Origin of the sequence: Planomonospora sp. ID91781 (assembly GCF_015711595.1) — a bacterium.
Classification (GTDB): domain Bacteria; phylum Actinomycetota; class Actinomycetes; order Streptosporangiales; family Streptosporangiaceae; genus Planomonospora; species Planomonospora parontospora.
In genome coordinates this window covers 1,227,228-1,247,993 of record NZ_JABTEY010000002.1, presented here as the reverse complement: position 1 = coordinate 1,247,993, position 20,766 = coordinate 1,227,228, and the positions used below count along the sequence as shown (strand labels likewise).

Genomic DNA, 20,766 nt, shown 5'->3' with positions numbered 1-20,766 from the left:
GAAACGGGCGAATTTCAAGAAACCGGGAACAAGCGCCCCTGCTCATGGGTTGGATTAGGTGCCACCCAGCCGGATCCTTATACTGGCTTGGTTAGGGGGGGAGTATCCCTTCGTGACAGTCTCGTCATCACGGTGCCGCCTCGATCCACGAGGCCCCCGGGGCTGTCGGTCCACGCGTGATCCGCAGATGCGATCCGTGCCGGGCGGGAGAGACCTCCGGCATTCAGCCATGCGCGCCGGAGGGTTAACAAGAACATGACTGTACCCACGTGGGCCTGGATCGCCGTGATCGGCGGTCTTCTCCTGGTCCTCGCCTTCGACCTGTGGATCGTCGACCGGGGCGAGCCCCGGGAGTTCTCCATGCGGCAGGCGAGTTTCTGGGTCGGCTTCTACGTCACCCTCGCCGCCGTCTTCGGCGTCGTCCTGTGGATCTTCGCGGGGCCCACGCCCGCAGGGGAGTTCTTCGCCGGCTACCTCACCGAGTACAGCCTGAGCATCGACAACCTCTTCGTCTTCTACATCATCATGACCCGCTTCGCGGTGCCCAAGATCCACCAGCACAAGGTGCTGCTGGTCGGCATCCTGCTGGCGCTGGTCATGCGCGGCATCTTCATCGCCGTCGGCGCCGCCGCCCTGCAGAACTTCGGCTGGCTGTTCTACATCTTCGGCCTCTTCCTCATCTACACCGCGGTCCAGCTGGTCCGCCAGCACGGCCACGACGACGAGGAGTTCACCGAGAACGCGGTCCTGCGCTGGGCCCGCCGGGCGCTGCCGCACACCGACGACTACGTGGGCTCGAAGGTCTTCGTCAGGATCGACGGCAAGCGCCTGGTCACCCCGATGCTGATCGTCATGATCGCCATCGGCACGACCGACCTGCTGTTCGCGCTCGACTCCATCCCGGCGATCTTCGGTCTCACCACCGACGCGTTCATCGTCTTCACCGCCAACGCGTTCGCGCTGATGGGGCTGCGCCAGCTCTACTTCCTGCTGGGCGGCCTGCTGCAGCGGCTGGTCTACCTCAGCTACGGCCTGGCGTTCATCCTCGGGTTCATCGGGGTTAAGCTGATTCTCGAGGCGCTGCACTCCAGCGGCGTCTCGTGGGCACCCGAGGTGCCGATCTGGATGTCGCTGTCGGTCATCGGCGTCACCATGGTGATCACCACCGTGGCCAGCCTGGCCAAGTCGCGGCGTGATGTGCGCAAGGGCAACCAAATCGCCACCTCTGCGGAGAGCAAGCAGGTCTAGCGGATTGGTGCGGAAGGCGCTTTGCTTGTCTCGTCGCGCCGTAAAAGGGCTGAGAGATCGGTAGCATCCTCCCCCAGAGCGGGTAGACATACCGGTCTAACGCCGCAAGACATCACAAAAGGTTCCCTGTGTCCCACGATTCAGCAAGCCAACCGTCAGGCCGCATGCGGCTGGCGCGTGGCGTCTCTCCGTGGCTGCTCCCGACGGTGGCGGCCTCTGCCGTGACCTCGCTGCTCAGCCGCCGTGACAGGCGCTGGGCGCTGGCGGCGGTCCCGCTGACCGCGCTCACCGGCGGCATGCTCTGGTTCTTCCGAGACCCGGAGCGCACGCCCGGTCCCGGGCGGATCCTGTCGCCCGCGGACGGCGTGGTGCAGAGCATCGACCCGTGGCCGGACGGCCGCACCCGGGTGGCCATCTTCATGAGCCCGCTCAACGTGCACGTCAACCGCGCGCCGCTGGCCGGCACCGTCACCTCGGTGGAGCACGTGTCCGGCGGGTTCCTGCCCGCCTTCGACAAGGACAGCGACAAGAACGAGCGGGTCGTGTGGCACCTGGACACCGCGCTCGGCGACCTGGAGCTCGTCCAGATCGCGGGCGCGGTCGCGCGCCGCATCGTGCCCTACCTGGCGGCGGGAGCCAAGGTGGCCAGGGCCGAGCGCATCGGGCTGATCCGGTTCGGCTCGCGAGTGGACGTCTACCTCCCCGAGGGGATCGCTCCCGCGGTCTCCGTCGGGCAGAAGACCGTCGCAGGGGTGACCGGCCTTGACCGCGGCTGACGCGGGCTGGTCGATGGGCGGGGCGGACGACGAGCCCCAGGGTCCCGTCGGCAAGGCGTTCCGGCTCTCGGCGGCGGACTCGCTCTCGCTGGGCAACGCGCTCTGCGGCTTCCTCGCCGTCTGCGTGCTCGCCTGGTCGGCGATCACCTCCCTGCAGCAGACCAGCAAGTTCGAGGCCAACCCGCAGTTCTTCGGCACCGCGGTGGTGCTGCTGCTGCTCGGCGCCACCTGCGACCTGTTCGACGGCCTGGTGGCCCGGCGGTTCCGCGCCTCGGCGATGGGTGCCGAGCTCGACAACCTCGCGGATGTGATCAGTTTCGGCTTCGCCCCCGCGTTCATGGTGGTCATCTGGGGCGGGTTCAACCCGCGGGTGCCGTTCCTGATGGTGATGGCCGCCGCGGCGTCGGTGCTGCTGGCCGGTGTCATCCGGCTCGCGCGCTTCGCCTGCGTGAAGACCAAGAGCGGCGACTTCATGGGCCTGCCCATCCCGATGGGCGCCATGACCGTGATCGCGATCGTGCTGCTCTTCGAGCCGTCGGTCGGGGCCGTGCTGCCGATCTTCGGCATCGCCTACCTCATGGTGAGCCGGATCGAATACCCCAAGCCCAAGGGGAACGTGGCGGCCGTGGTGCTCGCCTGGATGATGATCAACGTTGCCTGCCTGACCATCTGGGCCGCGGGGCTGGCCGGAGGCGACACCCTCATCAAGGTCGGCGCCGTCATGCAGATAACGATCGTGGCGGCGATCCCGCTGCGCATCCTGATGTTCAAGCGGGAGCAGCGCAAGGAGCGCAAGGAGTCCGAGCGCGTCGGCTGACGCGCCTGCCGGTCCCGCGGCGCGCGCCGCGGGACCGGACCGCTCGTCCTACGTCCGGCCGGCCCCGCAGGCCGGGGCGGTACGGGTGTCCTACCAGCCGCGGGCGCGCCACTCCGGCAGGGAGGGGCGCTCGGCGCCGAGCGTGGTGTCCCTGCCGTGGCCCGGGTAGACCCAGGTCTCGTCCGGGAAGCGGTCGAAGATCCGCTCGGACACATCCGTGAAGAGCTGCTCGAAGCGCTCCGGGTCCTTGTTGGTGTTGCCGACCCCGCCGGGGAAGAGCGAGTCGCCGGTGAACAGGTGCCCGTTGTAGTGCAGGGCGATCGAGCCGGGCGTGTGACCGCGCAGGTGGATGACCTCCATGCTGACCACGCCGACGGTGACCCCGTCGCCGTGCTCGACCGTCAGGGTCGCCGGGACCGGCAGCGCCGGGGCGTCCAGCGGGTGGGCGATCACCATGGCGTCCGTGGCCGCGGCGACCTCCTCCAGGGCCTGCCAGTGGTCACCGTGCTGGTGCGTGGTGACGATCTTGCTGATGGGCATGCCGCCGATGAGCTCCAGCAGCCGGTCGGCCTCGGCCGCGGCGTCGATCAGCAGCCCGTCGCCGGTGTCGTTGCAGCGCACCAGGTAGGCGTTGTTGTCGAACGGGCCCACGGCGAGCTTCGAGATCGTCAGGGCGGGCAGCTCCCGCACGTCGGCGGGACCGCCCACGTGCACGTCGCCGGTGTAGGTCACGGGTACTCCTCGGGAGGCGTCCGGGGAAGACCGGGGGGCGCGGACTGGCCCGGCCATGGCGGCGGTGCGGGCACCGGCCCGGCCGAGGGCTGGTTGCCCGTGCTCCCCTCCGGCATCACCCTGAGCCCGCCCCCCTGCGTGCGGCCGGTGACCCAGCACAGCAGCGCCCACGGGTCGCCCTGGACCACCGGGCCGGAGCCCAGGTCGCGCCAGACCTGGTGGTGCAGGTAGTCGTCTATCGTCTCCTCCACCACGATCTCGCTGACCGGGCTCTGCTCCCTGGGCCAGCACACCATCGCGTCGTGCAGTTCCCGGCGCACGAACGCCTCGGGCCAGTCGGCCGCGGTGTAACCCGCGCCGAGGTCCACGTGGTGGACCTCCGTCTCGCGCAGCCGGCGGACCAGGACGTACCACGCCGGGTGCTCGGGCGGCCGGGTCCCGCTCACCATGGCGGACCAGGCTTCGGCGGGCAGGCCCCGGAAGGCGGCGGCCAACCTCGCCGAGCTCTCCTCCAGGTCGGCGAGCTGCTCCTTGGCGGAGCGGGCGGCGCCCGCCTCGATCTCGGCCTCCCGGCTCTGCGGGTCGGGGTACTGCGGGGTCTCGACGCCCGTCCTGGCCCACTCGGTCAGGTTGACCAGGCTGTCGGCGTTGCGGGCGAGATGGGTGAGCAGGTGGCCCCGGGTCCAGCCGGGAAGGCGGGAGGGCTGCGGGACGTCGGCGTCGGAGAAGGAGGCCGCGGTGCCGAGGAGGCGCTCCGTCGAGGCCGAGAGCTCGGCCTGAAGTTTCTCTAGCAGATCCATTCCCCTACTCCATCATTGCGGCGGCGGCCGCGCCAACATCCCCGGCGGCGCCATGCCCGGGCATAAAAGAACCGGTTCACGCGGTTGAAACGGGAAGCGGCCCGTCGGGCGCGGGCGGAGGCCGTACTCTGGGGCGAGCGGGGAGCCCCGGGTTCCGGGCGCCCGCGCCGGGAGACCGCCGGGCGAGATCGCCGGCGGGAAACTGTCGGACCCCGTCGCTAGTCTTCCCGCGACCGCTTCTCAACCCTCTACACCGATGTCGGGACTGCTGTGGCTGACCGCCTCATCGTGCGTGGCGCACGTGAACACAACCTCAAGGACGTCTCGCTGGAACTGCCGCGGGACTCGCTGATCGTCTTCACCGGGCTCTCCGGCTCGGGCAAGTCCAGCCTGGCCTTCGACACCATCTTCGCCGAGGGCCAGCGGCGCTACGTCGAGTCGCTCTCGGCGTACGCCCGCCAGTTCCTCGGGCAGATGGACAAGCCCGACGTCGACTTCATCGAGGGCCTCTCGCCCGCGGTGTCGATCGACCAGAAGTCGACGAGCCGCAACCCGCGCTCGACCGTCGGCACGATCACCGAGGTCTACGACTACCTGCGGCTGCTGTGGGCGCGGGTCGGCAAGCCGCACTGCCCGAAGTGCGGCCGGGCGATCGCCAGGCAGAGCCCCGAGCAGATCGTCGACCGGGTGATGGAGCTGGCGGAGGGCACCCGCTTCCAGGTGCTCGCCCCGGTGATCCGCGGACGCAAGGGGGAGTACACCGAGCTGTTCGGCCAGCTCCAGGCCAAGGGATACGCCCGGGCCCGGGTCGACGGCGCGGTGATCAGGCTCGACGAGCCGCCGAAGCTGAAGAAGTACGAGAAGCACGACATCGAGGTCATCGTCGACCGGCTCTCGGTGAAGGAGGGCTCGCGCAGCCGCCTCACCGGTTCGGTGGAGACCGCCCTGCAGCTGTCGGGCGGCACCATCACGCTGGAGTTCGTCGACCTGCCCGAGGACGACCCGAACCGGGAGCGCTTCTACTCCGAGCACCTCTACTGCCCCTACGACGACCTGTCGTTCGAGGAGATGGAGCCGCGCTCGTTCTCCTTCAACTCGCCGTTCGGCGCCTGCCCGGACTGCACCGGCCTGGGCGTCCGGATGGAGGTCGATCCCGACCTGGTCGTGCCCGACCCGGAGAAGACCCTGGGCGAGGGCGCGCTGGCCCCCTGGGCGGGCGGCCACACCAGCGACTACTTCGAGCGGCTGGTCGAGGCGCTCGGCAAGGCGACGGGCTTCAACCTCGACACCCCCTGGGAGCGCCTGTCGAAGAAGGCGCAGAAGGCGCTGCTGCACGGCCACGACGAGCAGGTGCACGTCCGCTACAGCAACCGCTACGGCCGCGAGCGCTCCTACTACACCACCTTCGAGGGCGTCATCCCCTGGGTGCAGCGCCGGCATGCCGAGTCCGAGAGCGACGGCATGCGGGAGAAGTACGAAGGCTACATGCGGGAGATCCCGTGTCCCGCCTGCAACGGCGCCCGGCTCAAGCCGGTCTCCCTGGCGGTCACGGTCGACGGCCGCTCCATCGCCGACGTGGCCTCCCTGTCGATCGCCGACTGCGCGGAGTTCCTGGCCGGCCTGAAGCTCTCCGACCGGGACATGCAGATCGCCGAGCGGGTGGTCAAGGAGATCAACGCCCGGATGGGCTTCCTGCTGGACGTCGGCCTCGACTACCTGACCATGGACCGCGCGGCCGGCACCCTCGCCGGCGGCGAGGCCCAGCGCATCCGGCTGGCCACCCAGATCGGCTCGGGACTGGTCGGCGTGCTCTACGTGCTCGACGAGCCCTCCATCGGCCTGCACCAGCGGGACAACCAGCGGCTGCTGGAGACGCTGATCCGGCTGCGCGACATGGGCAACACGCTGATCGTGGTCGAGCACGACGAGGACACCATCGCCGCCGCCGACTGGGTGGTGGACATCGGCCCCGGCGCGGGCGAGCACGGCGGGCAGGTCGTCGTCTCCGGGACGGTCTCCGAACTGCTGGCCTCCGAGGAGTCGCTGACCGGCGCCTACCTGTCGAGCCGCAGGAGCATCGCGGTCCCGTCCGCGCGCCGCAAGCGCGACCGCAAGCGGCAGATCACCGTCAAGGGCGCCCGGGAGCACAACCTCCAGGGCGTGGACGTGGAGTTCCCGCTCGGCGTGTTCACCGCGGTCACCGGCGTCTCCGGGTCCGGCAAGTCCACCCTGGTCAACGACATCCTCTACAGCGCCCTGGCCAAAGAGCTGAACGGCGCGCGCACGGTCCCCGGCCGGCACTCGCGGATCAACGGCATGGACCAGGTCGACAAGGTCGTGCACGTCGACCAGTCGCCGATCGGCCGCACCCCGCGCTCGAACCCGGCGACCTACACCGGCGTCTTCGACAAGGTGCGCGACCTGTTCGCCCAGACCACCGAGGCCAAGGTCCGCGGTTACGCCAAGGGCCGGTTCAGCTTCAACGTCAAGGGCGGCCGCTGCGAGGCCTGCTCGGGCGACGGCACCATCAAGATCGAGATGAACTTCCTGCCGGACGTGTACGTCCCGTGCGAGGTCTGCCACGGGGCGCGCTACAACCGGGAGACCCTGGAGGTCCACTACAAGGGCAAGACGATCTCCGAGGTGCTCGACATGCCGATCGAGGAGGCCCTCGGCTTCTTCGACGCGATCCCGTCGATCCGGCGCTACCTGCAGACGCTCAACGACGTCGGCCTCGGCTACGTCCGGCTGGGCCAGCCCGCCACCACCCTGTCCGGCGGCGAGGCGCAGCGCGTCAAGCTCGCCGCGGAGCTGCAGCGCCGCTCCACCGGCCGGACGATCTACGTGCTGGACGAGCCCACCACCGGCCTGCACTTCGAGGACATCCGCCGGCTGCTCGGCGTGCTCGGCAAGCTGGTGGACGGCGGGAACACGGTCATCGTCATCGAGCACAACCTGGACGTGATCAAGACCGCGGACTGGATCATCGACATGGGCCCCGAGGGCGGTTCCCGGGGCGGGACCGTGGTCGCCACCGGGACGCCGGAGGACGTCGCACTGGTCGAGGCCAGCCACACCGGCCGCTTCCTGCGCAAGATCCTCGGCGGCTGAGAGCGCCTGCGGACCGCCGAGGACCCCGGGCCCCGCTGGAGCCGCGGCTCCGGGTGCGGTGTCCGGGTGCGGGACGCGGTTCCCCTTCGCCGGACACCGCAAACCCGGATTCGGGACCGGGCTCCCGCCTCAATACCCTTGAGGCGGAGCCCGGTTTGGACGGGGGACGTTGCGAGAAGGGCCGCAATGAGCAGCAGTGATGGTTCCGCCATGCCCACGCGCAGGCACGTGATCGGCGCCGCGGGGGCCGTGGCGTGCGGTGCGGCGCTCGCCGGCTGCGCCGCCGGGCCGCCCGGCCCGGCCGTGGTACCGCCGGGCGTCAAGGGTCAGGTCGTCGCGAAGGTCGCCGACGTCCCGGTGGGCGGGGGCATGGTGCTCACCAAGTGGAAGATCGTGATCGCCCAGCCGACCGCGGGGGTGTTCAAGGCGTTCAGCGCGAGCTGCCCGCACCGGGGCTGCGCGGTCAGCCGCCCCGCCGAGGGCGTCATCCGCTGCCCCTGCCACGGCAGCGAGTTCGACGCCGTCTCCGGAAAATGCCTCAAGGGCCCGGCCGAGGCGCCCCTGGCCGAGTTCGCGCTGAGGGTCGAGGGCGACGGCATCGTCATGGTCTGAGACGGAGTCTCCGCAGGGCTGCGGCCAAGGTGTAAATCTTCACAGTCTCCTGATGCCCGGTACGGCATGCTGGCCCGCATCGGAGTGACGGCCGGGGACGGCCGGGGACGGCCATGGGCGCCCCCGGCCGGCCATGGGCGCGGATACGGATGCGGACCCCTGGGAGGGTGACCATGACGGACACGACACGGCGTGCGGTGATGCTGGGTGCGGGAGGGGCGGGGCTCGCCGCGGTGCTGACCGCGTGCTCCGGCTACGGCGAGCCGACGGCGGACGACGCGGGCTCCTCCAGCGCGGCCCCGTCGGCGGCCCCGTCAGCGGCGGAGACCGGCTCGGAGACGGCGGCCGGCTCCGGTGACTCCGCGGCGAACGCGCTGGCCAAGACCTCCGACATCCCCGTGGGCGGCGGCGAGGTGTTCAAGGACGCGAAGGTCGTCGTGACCCAGCCGAAGGCGGGGGAGTTCAAGTGCTTCAGCTCCGTCTGCACCCACCAGGGGTGCGACGTGGGCGGAGTCGAGGGGACCGACATCGTCTGCCCCTGCCACAACAGCAGGTTCAGCATCACCGACGGGTCCGTCACCAACGGCCCCGCCAACAAGCCCCTGGAGGAGAAGGCCATCAAGGTCGACGGAGACTCGATCACGCTGGCCTGACCGGTGCGGTCCGCCGTACCGGTGTCCCCGGCGAGGGGCGGCCGGGGTGCCGGTACGACGGGTCGCGGGCCCGGCGGGGCAGGACTCCCTGTCGGTGGGGCCCGATAGGCTTCGGGACGTGGCGAGATCTGTGCACGGTCCGGCGAGTTTCCGGCCGAAGCCGGGGTCGATCCCCGAGTCCCCGGGCGTCTACCGGTTCAGGGACGCCGGAGGCCGGGTCATCTACGTGGGCAAGGCCAAGAGCCTGCGCCAGCGGCTCAACTCCTACTTCGCCGACTTCGCGGGACTGCACCCGCGCACCCAGACCATGCTCACGACCGCGGCCGGCGTCGACTGGACGGTCGTGGGCACCGAGGTCGAGGCGCTCCAGCTCGAATACTCCTGGATCAAGGAGTACGACCCGCGGTTCAACGTCAAATACCGCGACGACAAGTCCTACCCCTACCTCGCGGTCACGATGGGCGAGGAGTTCCCCCGCGTCCAGGTGCTGCGCGGCGCCAAGCGCAAGGGCACCCGCTACTTCGGCCCCTACTCCCACGCCTGGGCGATCAGGGAGACGGTCGACCTGCTGCTGAGGGTCTTCCCGATCCGGAGCTGCTCGTCGGGGGTGTTCCGGCGCGCCGCCCAGATCGGCCGGCCCTGCCTGCTGGGTTACATCGACAAGTGCTCGGCGCCGTGCGTCTCCAGGGTCACGGCCGCGGAGCACCGCGCGCTCGCCGAGGACTTCTGCGACTTCATGGCGGGCAACACCGGCCGGTTCATCAGGCGGCTGGAGGGCGAGATGCGCCAGGCCGCCGCCGAGGAGGAGTTCGAACGGGCCGCCAGGCTCCGGGACGACGTCCAGGCGCTGCAGCGGGCGATGGAGAAGCAGGCCGTCGTGCTGGGCGAGAACATCGACTGCGACGTGGTCGCGCTGGCGGACGACCCGCTGGAGGCGGCCGTCCAGGTGTTCTACGTCCGGGCGGGGCGTGTGCGGGGCCAGCGGGGCTGGGTGGTCGACAAGGTCGAGGAGACCGGCCCCGGCGAGCTGGTCGAGAACTTCCTGCTGCAGATGTACGGCGAGGCCGCTCCCGAGGCGCTGCCCCGGGAGGTGCTGGTGCCCGCCCTGCCGCCGGACGCCGGGGCGCTCGCCGAGCTGCTGAGCGAGCGGCGCGGGGCCCGGGTGGAGATCCGCGTCCCGCAGCGGGGCGACAAGAAGTCGCTGATGGAGACCGTCGAGCGCAACGCCAAGGAGTCCCTGAACCAGCACCGGATCAGGCGCGCCAGCGATCTGACGACGCGGAGCAGGGCGCTGCAGGAGGTCGCCGACGCGCTCGACCTGGACCAGGCGCCGCTGCGCATCGAGTGCTACGACGTCTCCCATCTGCAGGGCACCAACGTGGTGGCCTCGATGGTGGTGTTCGAGGACGGCCTGGCCAGAAAGAGCGAATACCGCAGGTTCTCCGTCCGCTCCGCCGAGGGCGACGTCGCGTCCATCCACGAGGTGATCTCGCGCAGGTTCAAGCGCTACCTGGAGGAGCGCTCGGCCACCGGCGAGCTCGACCCCGGACCGGAGGCCGGGCCCGGTGACGGACCGGACGCCGGACCGGGCGGAGGACCCGCCCTCCCCGCAGCCGCGGACGGCGCCGGCACCGGGGCGCCCGCCGCTCCGGACGCCGGACCGGAGCCGGCGCCGGGCATCGACCCCGAGACGGGCCGGCCGCGGAGGTTCGCCTACCCGCCCAACCTGGTCGTGGTGGACGGCGGCCCGGCCCAGGCGGCGGCCGCCCAGCGGGCGCTCGACGAGCTCGGCGTGGACGACGTCGCGGTCTGCGGCCTGGCCAAGCGGCTGGAGGAGGTGTGGCTCCCCGGCGAGGACCTGCCGGTCATCCTGCCCCGGGCGAGCGAGGCCCTCTACCTGCTGCAGCGGGTCAGGGACGAGGCCCACCGGTTCGCCATCGCCTACCATCGGTCGAAGAGGTCGAAGAGCGTGCGGGAAAGCGCCCTGGACGAGGTCCCCGGGCTCGGTCCGGCGCGCAGGCAGGCTCTGATCAAGCATTTCGGATCGGTGAAACGGCTGCGGGAGGCGACCGCCGCCGAGATCCGCGAGGTTCCCGGGATCGGCCCTGCGACGGCTGAGGCGATCGTGTCGGCGTTGAAGGGGGAGAACCCAGCGTGAGAGCGGACCACGGGCGCGGCGGTGTCGTTCACGCGGCCGGCGGAGGAGGGCACGTGAACGAGCGAGCCATGGGCGCGGCGGTGTCGCGCCCGCGGCCGGCGGAGGAGGACGCGTGAGAGAGCGGGAGCCCGCGTTCGTCATCGTCACCGGCATGTCGGGGGCGGGACGGAGCACGGCGGCCAAGGCACTGGAGGACCTGGGCTGGTTCGTCATCGACAACCTGCCCCCGGGGCTGCTGTTCGCCATGGCCGAGGAGGCCGGGCGGGTCAAGCTGGCCGCAGACAAGGTGGCCGCGGTGGTCGACGTGCGCAGCCTCGCCTTCACCACCGACCTCAACGCCGCGATCGAGGAGCTGGACGGGCGCGGCGTCGCCGTACGGGTGGTGTTCCTGGAGGCCAGCGACGAGGGGCTGGTCCGCAGGTTCGAGAACGTCCGGCGTCCCCACCCGCTTCAGGGGGACGGCCGCCTGGTCGACGGGATCGCCCGCGAACGCGGCATCCTGCGCGACGTCCGGGCCAACGCCGACCTGGTCATCGACACCTCCAACCTCAACGTCCACGAGCTCCGCGGCAAGATCGTCGCCTTCTTCGGCGGCGAGGACCGGCCGGGCCTGCGGGTCAACGTGGTCTCGTTCGGGTTCAAGTACGGCCTGCCCGTGGACGCCGACCTGGTGGTGGACTGCCGCTTCCTGCCCAACCCGCACTGGGTGCCCGAGCTGCGCCCGATGAACGGGACCGACGCCGCCGTGCGGGATTACGTCCTGGAGCAGGCGGGCGCCAAGGAACTGCTCGACGCCTACGAGGAGGTGGTCGGCATCATCTCCGCCGGATACGCCCGCGAGGGCAAGAGCTACGCGACGCTGGCCGTCGGCTGCACCGGCGGCAAGCACCGCAGCGTGGCCATGGCGGAGCAGATCGGTGCGCGCCTGCGCGACCGGGGCGGCATGGACGTGCAGGTGAGCCACCGGGATGTGGGCCGCGAGTGACCGGAGGTCTCAACGGCGGGCCGGGCGGGCCGGGGGGCGGACCCGGGGCCGTGGCGCTGGGCGGGGGGCACGGGCTCTACGCCTCGCTCTCCGCGCTGCGCAGGGTCACCTCGCAGCTGACGGCCGTCGTCACCGTGGCCGACGACGGCGGGTCCAGCGGGCGGCTCCGCCGGGAGCTGGGCGTGCTGCCCCCGGGAGACCTGCGGATGGCCCTGGCGGCCCTGTGCGGAGACGACGAGTGGGGGCACACCTGGAGCGAGGTCGTCCAGCACCGGTTCCGCAGCGAGGGCGAGCTGCACGGCCACGCGGTCGGCAACCTGCTCATCGTGGCGCTGTGGGAGAAGCTCGGTGACACGGTCGCCGGGCTGGACTGGCTCGGGCGGCTGCTGGGCGCGCACGGCCGGGTGCTGCCGATGTGCTCGGTCCCGCTGGACATCGCCGCCGAGGTCGAGCTGGACGGCGAGATCAGCACGGTGCGCGGCCAGGTGGCCTGCGCCCTGACCCCCGGCCGGGTCCGGGCCATCTCGCTGGTCCCGGAGGACCCCCCGGCCTGCCCGGAGGCGGTCCGGGCGGTCCTGGACGCCGACTGGGTCGTCCTCGGCCCCGGCTCGTGGTTCACCAGCGTCCTGCCGCACCTGAAGGTGCCCGAGCTGGCCGACGCCCTGCACTCCACCCGGGCCCGGCGCCTGGTCACGCTGAACCTCGCGCCGCAGCCGGGGGAGACCGACGACTTCTCCCCCCAGCAGCACCTGGAGGTGCTGCGGCGGCACGCACCCGCCCTGGAGATCGACGTGGTGCTGGCCGACACCGGCGTGGTCGACGACCGGGACGAGCTGGAGAAGGCCGCCGCCGCGCTGGGCGGACGCCTCGTGCTGGCCGACGTGGCGGCCGCCGACGGCTCGCCGAGGCACGATGCACGACGTCTTGCCTCGGTCCTGGACGAGATTTTCCATGAGAAGCGTTGATCCTGGTAAGCCCGGCCCAGGAGTGCGAGAAACTTCTGTGAGCCTGATGTATCTCGGGCCGCAGGGGGTTCACATGGGGGAGGACGAACGCGCATGGCGATGACAGGTGTGGTGAAGGACGAGCTGAGCAGGCTGCCGGTCCTGAAACCCTGCTGCCGGAAGGCCGAGGTGTCGACGCTCCTGCGGTTCGCGAGCGGGCTGCACCTGGTGGGCGGGCGGATCGTGATCGAGGCGGAGCTGGACACCAACGTCACGGCGCGGCGGCTCATCAAGGACATCGGCGAGGTGTTCGGCCACAAGGCCGAGGTGCTGGTCCTGGCCCCCGCCGGACTGCGCAAGGGCTCCCGCTACGTCGTCCGGGTCTACCGCGACGGCGAGGCCCTGGCCCGTCAGACCGGGCTGATCGACAACCACGGCCGCCCGGTCCGCGGCCTGCCGCGCCAGGTGGTCGCCGGGGCCACCTGCGACGCCGAGGCCGCCTGGCGCGGCGCGTTCCTGGCCCACGGCTCCCTCACCGAGCCGGGCCGCTCGATGTCGCTGGAGATCACCTGCCCGGGACCGGAGGCGGCCCTCGCGCTGGTCGGGTCCGCCCGGCGGCTGAAGATCCACGCCAAGGCCCGCGAGGTGCGCGGCGTCGACCGGGTGGTGGTCCGCGACGGCGACGCGATCAGCGCGCTGCTGACCCGGCTGGGCGCCCACGACAGCGTGCTGGCCTGGGAGGAGCGGCGCATGCGCCGGGAGGTGCGCGCGACGGCCAACCGCCTGGCCAACTTCGACGACGCCAACCTGCGCCGTTCGGCCCGGGCCGCGGTCGCCGCGGGCGCGCGGGTCCAGCGGGCCCTGGAGATCCTGGGGGACGACGCGCCCGAGCACCTGGTGATCGCCGGCCGGCTGCGAGTGGAGCACAAGCAGGCGTCCCTGGAGGAGCTCGGCCAGCTCGCGGACCCGCCGCTGACCAAGGACGCCATCGCCGGCCGGATCCGGCGCCTGCTCGCCATGGCGGACAAGCGCGCCCAGGACATGGGCGTGCCCAGCACCGAGGCGAACCTCACGGTGGACATGCTGACCACCTGACCGCCCCGCGACGGCGGGCGCGCCGCCACCGCGGGACGACGGGCGGCCGGTGCGCGGGGCGGGCGGTGACGGCGGGCGCCGCCGCGTGACGGTCCCGGACATGACGAGAGCCGGGCCCGGGTCGGGGCGCCGGCTCTCGTCATGTCCGGGACCGGGGTCCGGAAGGCGCGGAAGGACTACGCCGGGTTGTGCGGCTTGAAGTAGTCCACCGGCGCCTCGTCCTGCTGCGGGGAGGACGGGGCGGCCAGGGACTCCCGGGCGGCCTTGACGCGGCTGTTCACGAAGCTGAAGCCCGCGGCGCCGGCGATCGCCCAGAAGAGCAGGGTCACCGGATCCTGGGCGACGAGGTCGGGGAACTCCTGGGCCATGGGCAGGAGCTCGCTGAGGGGCGATCCTCCGGGGTTGACGAAGGGCTCCCAGGCGTAGCCGATGAAGACGCCGAGACCGGCTCCGGCGAAGGAGAACACCGCGGCCAGGGCGGGCAGCACCGGGCTGGTCGGGCGGACGGCCATCATCGCCAGGCCGACCAGGACGCCGACGCCGATCGCGGCGATGCCGATCTCGTAGTTGGTGACGCCGATGACGGCGCCGTAGACGGCGGCGCCCACGAGCGCGGCGACCAGGCCGGCGACGGAGCCGAGGACGAGACCGCTTCCGGATCTGGAGGTGGAGGTCATTGCAGGTCCTTGCAGGGATGGGATGTGTTTACCGTGACGAGTCGGGCACTTTACTGCAAACGTGCGTGAAGGACTCGCGATTTACGGGAGAGTCCGAAGAAAGCGAACGGGGGACCGCAAGTGGTCTAAACCAATTGGGGTCCGATAGGGTTCGCTCTTGAGGTACAAGCCCGTCCCAAGTCGCCGGTCCACGCGGCCGGCGCAACGACGTACGAGGAGATCGGCACAGTGAGCATCCGCGTAGGCGTCAACGGATTCGGCCGCATCGGCCGCAACTTCTGGCGTGCGGTCGCTGCCAGCGGCAAGGACATCGAGATCGTTGCGGTCAACGACCTGACCGACAACGCCACGCTCGCCCACCTGCTCAAGTACGACAGCATCCTCGGCCGCCTGCCGTACGAGGTGAAGAGCAGCGCCGACGAGATCACCGTGGACGGCAAGGCGATCAAGGCCTTCGCCGAGCGCGACCCGGCCAAGCTGCCCTGGGGCGACCTGGGCGTGGACGTGGTCGTGGAGTCCACGGGCTTCTTCACCGACGCCGACAAGGCGCGCGTGCACGCCGAGAACGGCGCCAAGAAGGTCATCATCTCGGCCCCGGCCAAGAACGAGGACGTCACCGTCGTCATGGGCGTCAACCACGACACCTACGACCCGGCCAAGCACACGGTGATCTCCAACGCCTCCTGCACCACCAACTGCCTGGCCCCGATGGCCAAGGTCATCCACGACACCTTCGAGATCAAGAAGGGGCTGATGACCACCATCCACGCCTACACGCAGGACCAGAACCTGCAGGACGCCCCGCACAAGGACCTGCGCCGCGCCCGCGCCGCCGCGCTGAACATCGTGCCGACCTCCACCGGCGCCGCCAAGGCCATCGGCCTGGTGCTGCCGGAGCTCAAGGGCAAGCTCGACGGCTACGCGCTGCGCGTGCCGATCCCCACGGGCTCGGCCACCGACCTGACCGTCGAGGTCGGCCGCGACACCAGCGTCGACGAGGTCAACGCCGCGCTCAAGGCCGCCGCCGAGGGCGCGCTCAAGGGCTTCCTGACCTACACCGAGGACCCGATCGTCTCCTCGGACATCGTCACCGACCCGGCCTCCTGCATCTTCGACGCCGGCCTCACCAAGGTGACCGGCAACCAGGTCAAGGTCGTCGGCTGGTACGACAACGAGTGGGGCTACTCCAACCGCCTCGTCGACCTCATCGAGCTCGTGGGCGCCGACCTGCGATGAAGGACCTGTCTCAGCTCGACGTGAAGGGTCGGCGCGTGCTCGTGCGCGTCGACCTCAACGTCCCCCTGGACGGGGACGTCATCACCGACGACGGCCGCATCCGCGCCTCGCTGCCCACGATCCGGGACCTCGCCGGCCGGGGCGCCAAGGTCGTGGCCTGCGCCCACTTGGGCCGCCCCAAGGGCTCGCCGAACCCGAAGTACTCCCTGGCCCCCGTCGCGCGGCGGCTGGGCGAGCTGCTCGGCGCCGACGTGGCCTTCGCCTCCGACGTGGTCGGCGAGTCGGCCCGGGGCGTGGTGGAGGGTCTGCAGGACGGCCAGGTGGCCCTGCTGGAGAACCTGCGCTTCGAGCCGGGCGAGGAGTCCAAGGACGACGCGCAGCGGGCGGAGTTCGCCCGGAAGCTGGCCGATCTGGCCGAGCTCTACGTCGGCGACGGCTTCGGCGCGGTGCACCGCAGGCACGCCAGCGTCTACGACGTGCCCGGGCTCCTGCCGCACGCGGCGGGCGGACTGATCACGACCGAGGTCGACGTGCTCAGGCGCCTGACCGAGGACCCGGCCCGACCGTACGCCGTGGTGCTGGGCGGCGCGAAGGTCTCCGACAAGCTCGGCGTCATCGCCAACCTGCTGACCAAGGTCGACCGCCTGATCGTCGGCGGCGGCATGGCCTACACCTTCCTCAAGGCCCAGGGCTTCGAGGTCGGCAGGTCCCTGCTGCAGGAGGACCAGCTCGACAAGGTGCGCGGCTTCCTCCAGGAGGCGGCCGAGCGCGGGGTGGAGCTCGTGCTCCCGGTCGACGTGCTGGCCGCCACCCACTTCGCCGAGGACGCCGAGTACGAGGTGGTCGACGCCACCGCGATCCCGGCCGACCGGGAGGGTCTGGACATCGGTCCGCGCACCCGCGAGCTGTTCGCCGCCAAGCTGGCCGACGCCAGGACCGTCTTCTGGAACGGCCCGATGGGCGTCTTCGAGTTCGAGGAGTTCTCCGGGGGAACCCGCGCGGTCGCCGAGGCGTTGATCGGCTCGGAGGCCTTCACCGTCGTCGGCGGCGGCGACTCCGCCGCGGCCGTGCGCCGGCTGGGCCTGCCCGAGGACGGCTTCTCGCACATCTCCACCGGTGGCGGGGCCAGCCTCGAATACCTGGAGGGCAAGACCCTGCCCGGACTCGCCGCGCTGGAGGCGTGAGGGTGGGCCGAGGCAGCCGGCGGGGCACCCCGCACGGGACGAGCGCTCCGCGGAGCGGGCGAGGAGCGGTGGGAGACAGATGACTGCAGGACGCAAGCCTCTCATCGCCGGCAACTGGAAGATGAACCTCAACCACCTCGAGGCCATCGCCACCGTCCAGAAGCTGGCGTTCGCGCTGAACGACAAGGACTTCGACCGGGCCGACGTCGCCGTGCTGCCGCCGTACACCGACCTGCGCAGTGTGCAGACGCTGGTGGACGGCGACAAGCTGCGGATCCTGTACGGCGCGCAAGACCTGTCGCCGTACGACGGCGGGGCCTACACCGGGGAGATCTCCGGGGCGATGCTGGCCAAGCTGGGGTGCACCTTCGTCACGATCGGGCACTCCGAGCGGCGGCAGTACCACCGCGAGGACGACGAGCTGGTCAACGGCAAGGTGCTGGCGGCCCACCGGCACTCGCTCACGCCGATCCTGTGCGTGGGGGAGGGCCTGGAGGTCCGCCGGTCCGGAGGCCACGTGGCGCACAGCGTCGCCCAGCTCGAGGGGGCGCTGCGCAAGGTCCCCGCCGAGCAGGCGGCCTCGATCGTGCTGGCCTACGAGCCGGTCTGGGCCATCGGCACCGGTGAGGTGGCGACCCCGGCCGACGCGCAGGAGGTCTGCGGGGCGCTGCGCTCCAGGCTCGCCGAGCTGTACGACGGCGAGGTGGCCGCGGCCGTCCGCATCCTCTACGGAGGATCGGTCAAGTCCGACAATATCGCCGGCATCATGGCCCAGCCCGACGTGGACGGGGCCCTGGTCGGCGGGGCGAGTCTGGACGCGGCCGAGTTCGCCAGGATCTGCCGGTTCGGGGAAACATCCGGCTGAGTGAGCCGTTCGGAGGGTACGACTTGACAGCAGGTCGTACCCTCTTAGAGCAGGTTTGAATCGTCACGCCTCTGGCGTCATACAGGGATCGCGCCCGGACGCGGGTCGCGCACATTAGGAAACAGGTCAACGGTGACAATCGGAATCTCCATCGCCCTCATCCTGTCGAGCATGCTGATGATCTTGCTCGTGCTGCTCCACAAGGGCAAGGGCGGCGGTCTGTCGGATCTGTTCGGCGGCGGGTTCTCGTCGTCGTTCGGCGGCTCCTCCGTGGTGGAGCGCAACCTCGACCGGCTCACCATCATCACCGGGGTGGTCTGGTTCGTGTGCATCATCGCGCTGGGCCTGCTCCTGAAGCCCTGATTCGGCTTGCCGGAAGCATGACAGTGGTACAGCCCTTCCCCGTATCCCGAGCGGGAGGGCCATCGAGCGAGGAGTACATCCGTGGGTAGTGGCAACGCGATCCGTGGCAGCCGTGTCGGCGCCGGCCCGATGGGAGAGGCGGAGCGTGGCGAGGCGGCTCCCCGTGTAAGGGTCCCGTTCTGGTGCGCGAACATGCACGAGACGCGTCCCAGCTTCGCCAGCGACGCGGCCATCCCGGAGTTCTGGGACTGCCCCCGCTGCGGCCTCCCGGCGGGTCAGGACGAGGCCAACCCGCCGGCTCCTCCTCGTAACGAGCCGTACAAGACGCACCTCGCCTACGTGAAGGAGCGTCGCAGCGACAAGGACGGCGCGCAGATCCTGGCCGAGGCCCTGGAGCGCCTGCGCTCCTCCTCGCGTCCGATCTACTAGCCGTCGAGGCGGTCGCGTCCCGGCTCCGGCCGGGACGCACGCGCGCGGAAGGCCCCCGGGGGTGACACCCCCGGGGGCCTTCCGCGTCGTAGCCGTTCGCGCCGTACCGCGGCCGCGTCTCCGGCCGTTCGCGCCGCCGATCGGCGGCGCGGGGCTACCGGTCGACCGCGTCGGCCATGCCCGCCGTACCGGTCAGGCGGAGCAGTTCCAGGTCCGCACGGCGGGGCAGGCTCTCCCAGTCGCCCTGCGCGGTCACCGCGCACGCCCCGGCGGCGCAGGCGGTGGCCAGGCGTCGTTCGGGCGAGGCCCCGTCCAGCCAGTCGGTCAGCCAGCCCGCGGCGAAGGCGTCACCGGCCCCGACGGGGTCGAGCTCGGCGACCCGGTACGGCTCGGCGCGCCGTACCTGTCCGTCGGAGAACTCCAGCGCGCCGCGGGCCCCGAGCTTGACGAGCACGTGGCGCGGTCCCAGCGCGGCGAGGGCCCGGGCCGCTTCGGCGGGATCCCCGCCAGGGGCGGCCTGCCCGCCGGTGAACAGGCGGGCCTCGGCCTCGGTGGCGAACAGCACGTCGGCGGCCTCGACGGTCTCGCGCAGCACGGCGGCGGCCCGCTCCGGCGGCCAGAGGGCGCGGCGGTAGTTGACGTCCATCGAGACGGGCACCCCCGCCGCGCGCGCCTCCGCCACCGCGGCCCGGACCGCCTCGCGGGCCGACGCCGAGAGCGCGGGGGTGATCCCCGTGATGTGCAGGACGCGGGCCGAGCGGATCAGCTCCGGGTCGAGGTCGTCCGGGCAGAGCCGGGAACCCGCGCTCGCCGCCCGGTAGTAACGCACGTCCACCGCCTCGGAGGTGCGCCGTCCCTTGACCATCAGACCGGTGGGCGCGTCCGGGTCGACCACCGCCCGGGAGACGTCGACGTGCTCCCCGGCCAGGGCGGAGCGGACCATCTCGCCGAACTCGTCGGCGCCCACCCGGCCGATCCAGGCCGCCCGCAGGCCCAGCCGGGTGACGCCGATCGCCGCGTTCGACTCGGCGCCGCCCACACCGAGGTCGAAGTCGCGGGCGTGCCGGAGCAGGCCGATACGGCGGGCGGTGAACAGGGCCATGGTCTCGCCGAGGGTCACCAGGTCGGTCATCGGGGGGCTCCCAGCTTTCTGGAGATCACCAGGGCGGCCCGCGCCACCATCGGCCCCAGGTCGCGCACCCGCGCGGCGGTGATCCGCGAGGTCAGACCGGAGACGGAGACGGCGGAGACCGCGCTGTCGTCGTGGTTGAAGATCGGTGCGGCCACGCAGCGGACCTCGGGCTCGTTCTCCCGGTCGTCGACCGCGTAGCCGCGCTGCCGGATCCGGGCCAGCTCACCGCGGAGCCGGTCGGGGTCGGTGATCGTGTGGCGGGTCAGGGCGGGCAGCCCGGCGGCGACGACCCGCTCGACGCCCTCCTCAGGCTGCCAGGCGAGGATCGCCTTGCCGACCGCGGTGCAGTAGAGCGGGCTCCGGCTGCCGATCCGGGAGGCCATCCGGACCGTCGCCTCGTTCTCCACCTTGTCGATGTAGACGACGTACGGCGGGTCGTGGACGACCAGGTGGACGGTCTCGCGGACCTGGAGCATCAGCCGGCGCGTCTCCTCCGCGGCCACGGTCCTCAGGTCGAGCGTGGACAGGTAGGCCTGGCCGAGGCGAAGCGTGCCGTGGCCCAGCCGGTAGGCCCCGCTCCTGCGGTCGCGTTCCAGGAGCCCGGCCTCCAGCAGCGGGACGGTCAGGCGCAGCACGGTGCTCTTGGACAGGCCGAGCGCCTCCGCCAGCCGCGACAGCGAGAGCCCCTGGCCCGCGCCCGCGTGGTCGCGCACGTACTCCAGTACGGCCAGCGCCCGCCGGAGCGAGGCCGACTGGTTGCGCTCCCCGCCGCCCGTCCTGCCCTGACCCGGTCCCGCGCCGGGGCTCCGCTCGTGGTCCCGGGCGGGACTCTGCGCCTGCACCTGTTTCCGTTCCTGTTCTCGTTCCCGGTCGTGTTCGCGGCTCCGGGCGGGACTCTGCGCCTGCATCTGTTTCCGTTCTCGTTCTCGTTCCCGGTCGTGGTCGCGGC

General features: G+C 71.4%; 20 protein-coding genes. 15 read left to right on the top strand and 5 right to left on the bottom strand.

Going from position 1 to position 20,766, the window contains the following annotated elements:
• The first annotated feature begins 255 nt into the window (after window positions 1-255).
• The 3 genes from HS048_RS24900 (at window position 256) to pssA (ending at window position 2,841) form a co-directional block, all read left to right on the top strand.
• Window positions 256-1,248 (top strand): TerC family protein, encoded by a 993-nt coding sequence (locus HS048_RS24900; protein ID WP_068899003.1) that lies wholly within the window; start codon window positions 256-258, stop codon window positions 1,246-1,248.
• Window positions 1,249-1,412: 164 nt separating this feature from the next.
• Window positions 1,413-2,024 (top strand): phosphatidylserine decarboxylase, encoded by a 612-nt coding sequence (locus tag HS048_RS24895; protein WP_068899004.1) that lies wholly within the window; start codon window positions 1,413-1,415, stop codon window positions 2,022-2,024.
• Complete coding sequence (gene pssA, locus HS048_RS24890) at window positions 2,011-2,841, top strand: CDP-diacylglycerol--serine O-phosphatidyltransferase (RefSeq protein ID WP_084008581.1); 831 nt, start codon at window positions 2,011-2,013, stop codon at window positions 2,839-2,841. Before HS048_RS24895 ends, pssA begins: the two co-directional genes overlap by 14 nt.
• A gap of 90 nt (window positions 2,842-2,931) precedes the next feature.
• Here pssA and HS048_RS24885 read toward each other — a convergent pair whose 3' ends face one another.
• Together HS048_RS24885 and HS048_RS24880 are read right to left on the bottom strand one after the other, a co-directional pair.
• The gene (locus tag HS048_RS24885) at window positions 2,932-3,573 is read right to left on the bottom strand and encodes an MBL fold metallo-hydrolase (RefSeq protein ID WP_068899008.1); all 642 of its coding nucleotides are present in this window, start codon (window positions 3,571-3,573) and stop codon (window positions 2,932-2,934) included.
• On the bottom strand, window positions 3,570-4,373 hold the full coding sequence (locus tag HS048_RS24880; RefSeq protein ID WP_196468835.1) for a maleylpyruvate isomerase family mycothiol-dependent enzyme: 804 nt from the start codon (window positions 4,371-4,373) through the stop codon (window positions 3,570-3,572). Before HS048_RS24880 ends, HS048_RS24885 begins: the two co-directional genes overlap by 4 nt.
• Before the next feature lie 270 nt (window positions 4,374-4,643).
• Here HS048_RS24880 and uvrA point away from each other — a divergent pair, with 270 nt between their 5' ends.
• The 7 genes from uvrA to whiA all read left to right on the top strand — a co-directional run bounded on the left by uvrA (window position 4,644) and on the right by whiA (window position 13,931).
• Window positions 4,644-7,484, top strand: coding sequence for an excinuclease ABC subunit UvrA (uvrA, locus tag HS048_RS24875; protein ID WP_196468834.1), 2,841 nt, complete (start codon window positions 4,644-4,646; stop codon window positions 7,482-7,484).
• 186 nt (window positions 7,485-7,670) lie between these two features.
• On the top strand, window positions 7,671-8,096 hold the full coding sequence (locus HS048_RS24870; protein ID WP_084008582.1) for a Rieske (2Fe-2S) protein: 426 nt from the start codon (window positions 7,671-7,673) through the stop codon (window positions 8,094-8,096).
• A 173-nt stretch (window positions 8,097-8,269) separates the two neighbouring features.
• Window positions 8,270-8,749, top strand: a complete 480-nt coding sequence (locus HS048_RS24865) for a Rieske (2Fe-2S) protein (RefSeq protein WP_068899016.1) — start codon at window positions 8,270-8,272, stop codon at window positions 8,747-8,749.
• A gap of 130 nt (window positions 8,750-8,879) precedes the next feature.
• A complete protein-coding gene (gene uvrC / locus HS048_RS24860; protein WP_068899018.1) occupies window positions 8,880-10,907 on the top strand; it encodes an excinuclease ABC subunit UvrC in 2,028 nt (675 codons plus the stop codon).
• 112 nt (window positions 10,908-11,019) lie between these two features.
• Window positions 11,020-11,892, top strand: coding sequence for an RNase adapter RapZ (gene rapZ / locus HS048_RS24855; protein WP_084008583.1), 873 nt, complete (start codon window positions 11,020-11,022; stop codon window positions 11,890-11,892).
• Entirely contained in the window at window positions 11,889-12,857 is a 969-nt protein-coding gene (gene yvcK / locus HS048_RS24850; protein WP_084008584.1) for a uridine diphosphate-N-acetylglucosamine-binding protein YvcK, read from the top strand. Before rapZ ends, yvcK begins: the two co-directional genes overlap by 4 nt.
• A gap of 93 nt (window positions 12,858-12,950) precedes the next feature.
• Window positions 12,951-13,931 carry a DNA-binding protein WhiA gene (gene whiA, locus HS048_RS24845; RefSeq protein WP_068899020.1) on the top strand — a complete coding sequence of 327 codons (981 nt, stop codon included), beginning with the start codon at window positions 12,951-12,953 and terminating at the stop codon, window positions 13,929-13,931.
• Between the two features lie 176 nt (window positions 13,932-14,107).
• Here the strand turns inward: whiA and HS048_RS24840 are convergent, their stop codons facing one another.
• Complete coding sequence (locus tag HS048_RS24840) at window positions 14,108-14,608, bottom strand: hypothetical protein (RefSeq protein WP_196468833.1); 501 nt, start codon at window positions 14,606-14,608, stop codon at window positions 14,108-14,110.
• Window positions 14,609-14,836: 228 nt separating this feature from the next.
• Between HS048_RS24840 and gap the strand changes: the two genes are divergently transcribed.
• The 5 genes from gap to HS048_RS24815 all read left to right on the top strand — a co-directional run bounded on the left by gap (window position 14,837) and on the right by HS048_RS24815 (window position 18,685).
• A complete protein-coding gene (gap, locus tag HS048_RS24835) occupies window positions 14,837-15,844 on the top strand; it encodes a type I glyceraldehyde-3-phosphate dehydrogenase (protein WP_068899024.1) in 1,008 nt (335 codons plus the stop codon).
• Window positions 15,841-17,028, top strand: coding sequence for a phosphoglycerate kinase (gene pgk / locus HS048_RS24830; RefSeq protein ID WP_196468832.1), 1,188 nt, complete (start codon window positions 15,841-15,843; stop codon window positions 17,026-17,028). The genes gap and pgk overlap by 4 nt, the downstream gene beginning before the upstream one ends.
• Window positions 17,029-17,107: 79 nt before the next feature.
• Window positions 17,108-17,893 carry a triose-phosphate isomerase gene (tpiA, locus tag HS048_RS24825; protein WP_068899028.1) on the top strand — a complete coding sequence of 262 codons (786 nt, stop codon included), beginning with the start codon at window positions 17,108-17,110 and terminating at the stop codon, window positions 17,891-17,893.
• 132 nt (window positions 17,894-18,025) lie between these two features.
• A complete protein-coding gene (secG, locus tag HS048_RS24820; RefSeq protein WP_068899030.1) occupies window positions 18,026-18,256 on the top strand; it encodes a preprotein translocase subunit SecG in 231 nt (76 codons plus the stop codon).
• A gap of 81 nt (window positions 18,257-18,337) precedes the next feature.
• Window positions 18,338-18,685, top strand: coding sequence for an RNA polymerase-binding protein RbpA (locus tag HS048_RS24815; protein ID WP_084008585.1), 348 nt, complete (start codon window positions 18,338-18,340; stop codon window positions 18,683-18,685).
• A 154-nt stretch (window positions 18,686-18,839) separates the two neighbouring features.
• On the opposite strand, the gene HS048_RS24810 is transcribed toward HS048_RS24815, so the two are convergent.
• Together HS048_RS24810 and HS048_RS24805 are read right to left on the bottom strand one after the other, a co-directional pair.
• Window positions 18,840-19,817: a sugar kinase gene (locus tag HS048_RS24810; RefSeq protein WP_196468831.1), complete on the bottom strand. Its 978-nt coding sequence runs from the start codon at window positions 19,815-19,817 to the stop codon at window positions 18,840-18,842.
• Complete coding sequence (locus HS048_RS24805; protein ID WP_307832624.1) at window positions 19,814-20,659, bottom strand: IclR family transcriptional regulator; 846 nt, start codon at window positions 20,657-20,659, stop codon at window positions 19,814-19,816. The genes HS048_RS24810 and HS048_RS24805 overlap by 4 nt, the downstream gene beginning before the upstream one ends.
• Window positions 20,660-20,766: the final 107 nt, after the last annotated feature.

Coding starts and splice junctions, on each gene's coding strand:
- HS048_RS24865 (WP_068899016.1), top strand. CDS start 8,270: ATGACGGACACGACACGGCGTGCGGTGATGCTGGGTGCGGGAGGGGCG.
- HS048_RS24870 (WP_084008582.1), top strand. CDS start 7,671: ATGAGCAGCAGTGATGGTTCCGCCATGCCCACGCGCAGGCACGTGATC.
- pgk (WP_196468832.1), top strand. CDS start 15,841: ATGAAGGACCTGTCTCAGCTCGACGTGAAGGGTCGGCGCGTGCTCGTG.
- HS048_RS24880 (WP_196468835.1), bottom strand. CDS start 4,373: ATGGATCTGCTAGAGAAACTTCAGGCCGAGCTCTCGGCCTCGACGGAG.
- HS048_RS24840 (WP_196468833.1), bottom strand. CDS start 14,608: ATGACCTCCACCTCCAGATCCGGAAGCGGTCTCGTCCTCGGCTCCGTC.
- whiA (WP_068899020.1), top strand. CDS start 12,951: ATGGCGATGACAGGTGTGGTGAAGGACGAGCTGAGCAGGCTGCCGGTC.
- tpiA (WP_068899028.1), top strand. CDS start 17,108: ATGACTGCAGGACGCAAGCCTCTCATCGCCGGCAACTGGAAGATGAAC.
- HS048_RS24900 (WP_068899003.1), top strand. CDS start 256: ATGACTGTACCCACGTGGGCCTGGATCGCCGTGATCGGCGGTCTTCTC.
- HS048_RS24895 (WP_068899004.1), top strand. CDS start 1,413: ATGCGGCTGGCGCGTGGCGTCTCTCCGTGGCTGCTCCCGACGGTGGCG.
- HS048_RS24810 (WP_196468831.1), bottom strand. CDS start 19,817: ATGACCGACCTGGTGACCCTCGGCGAGACCATGGCCCTGTTCACCGCC.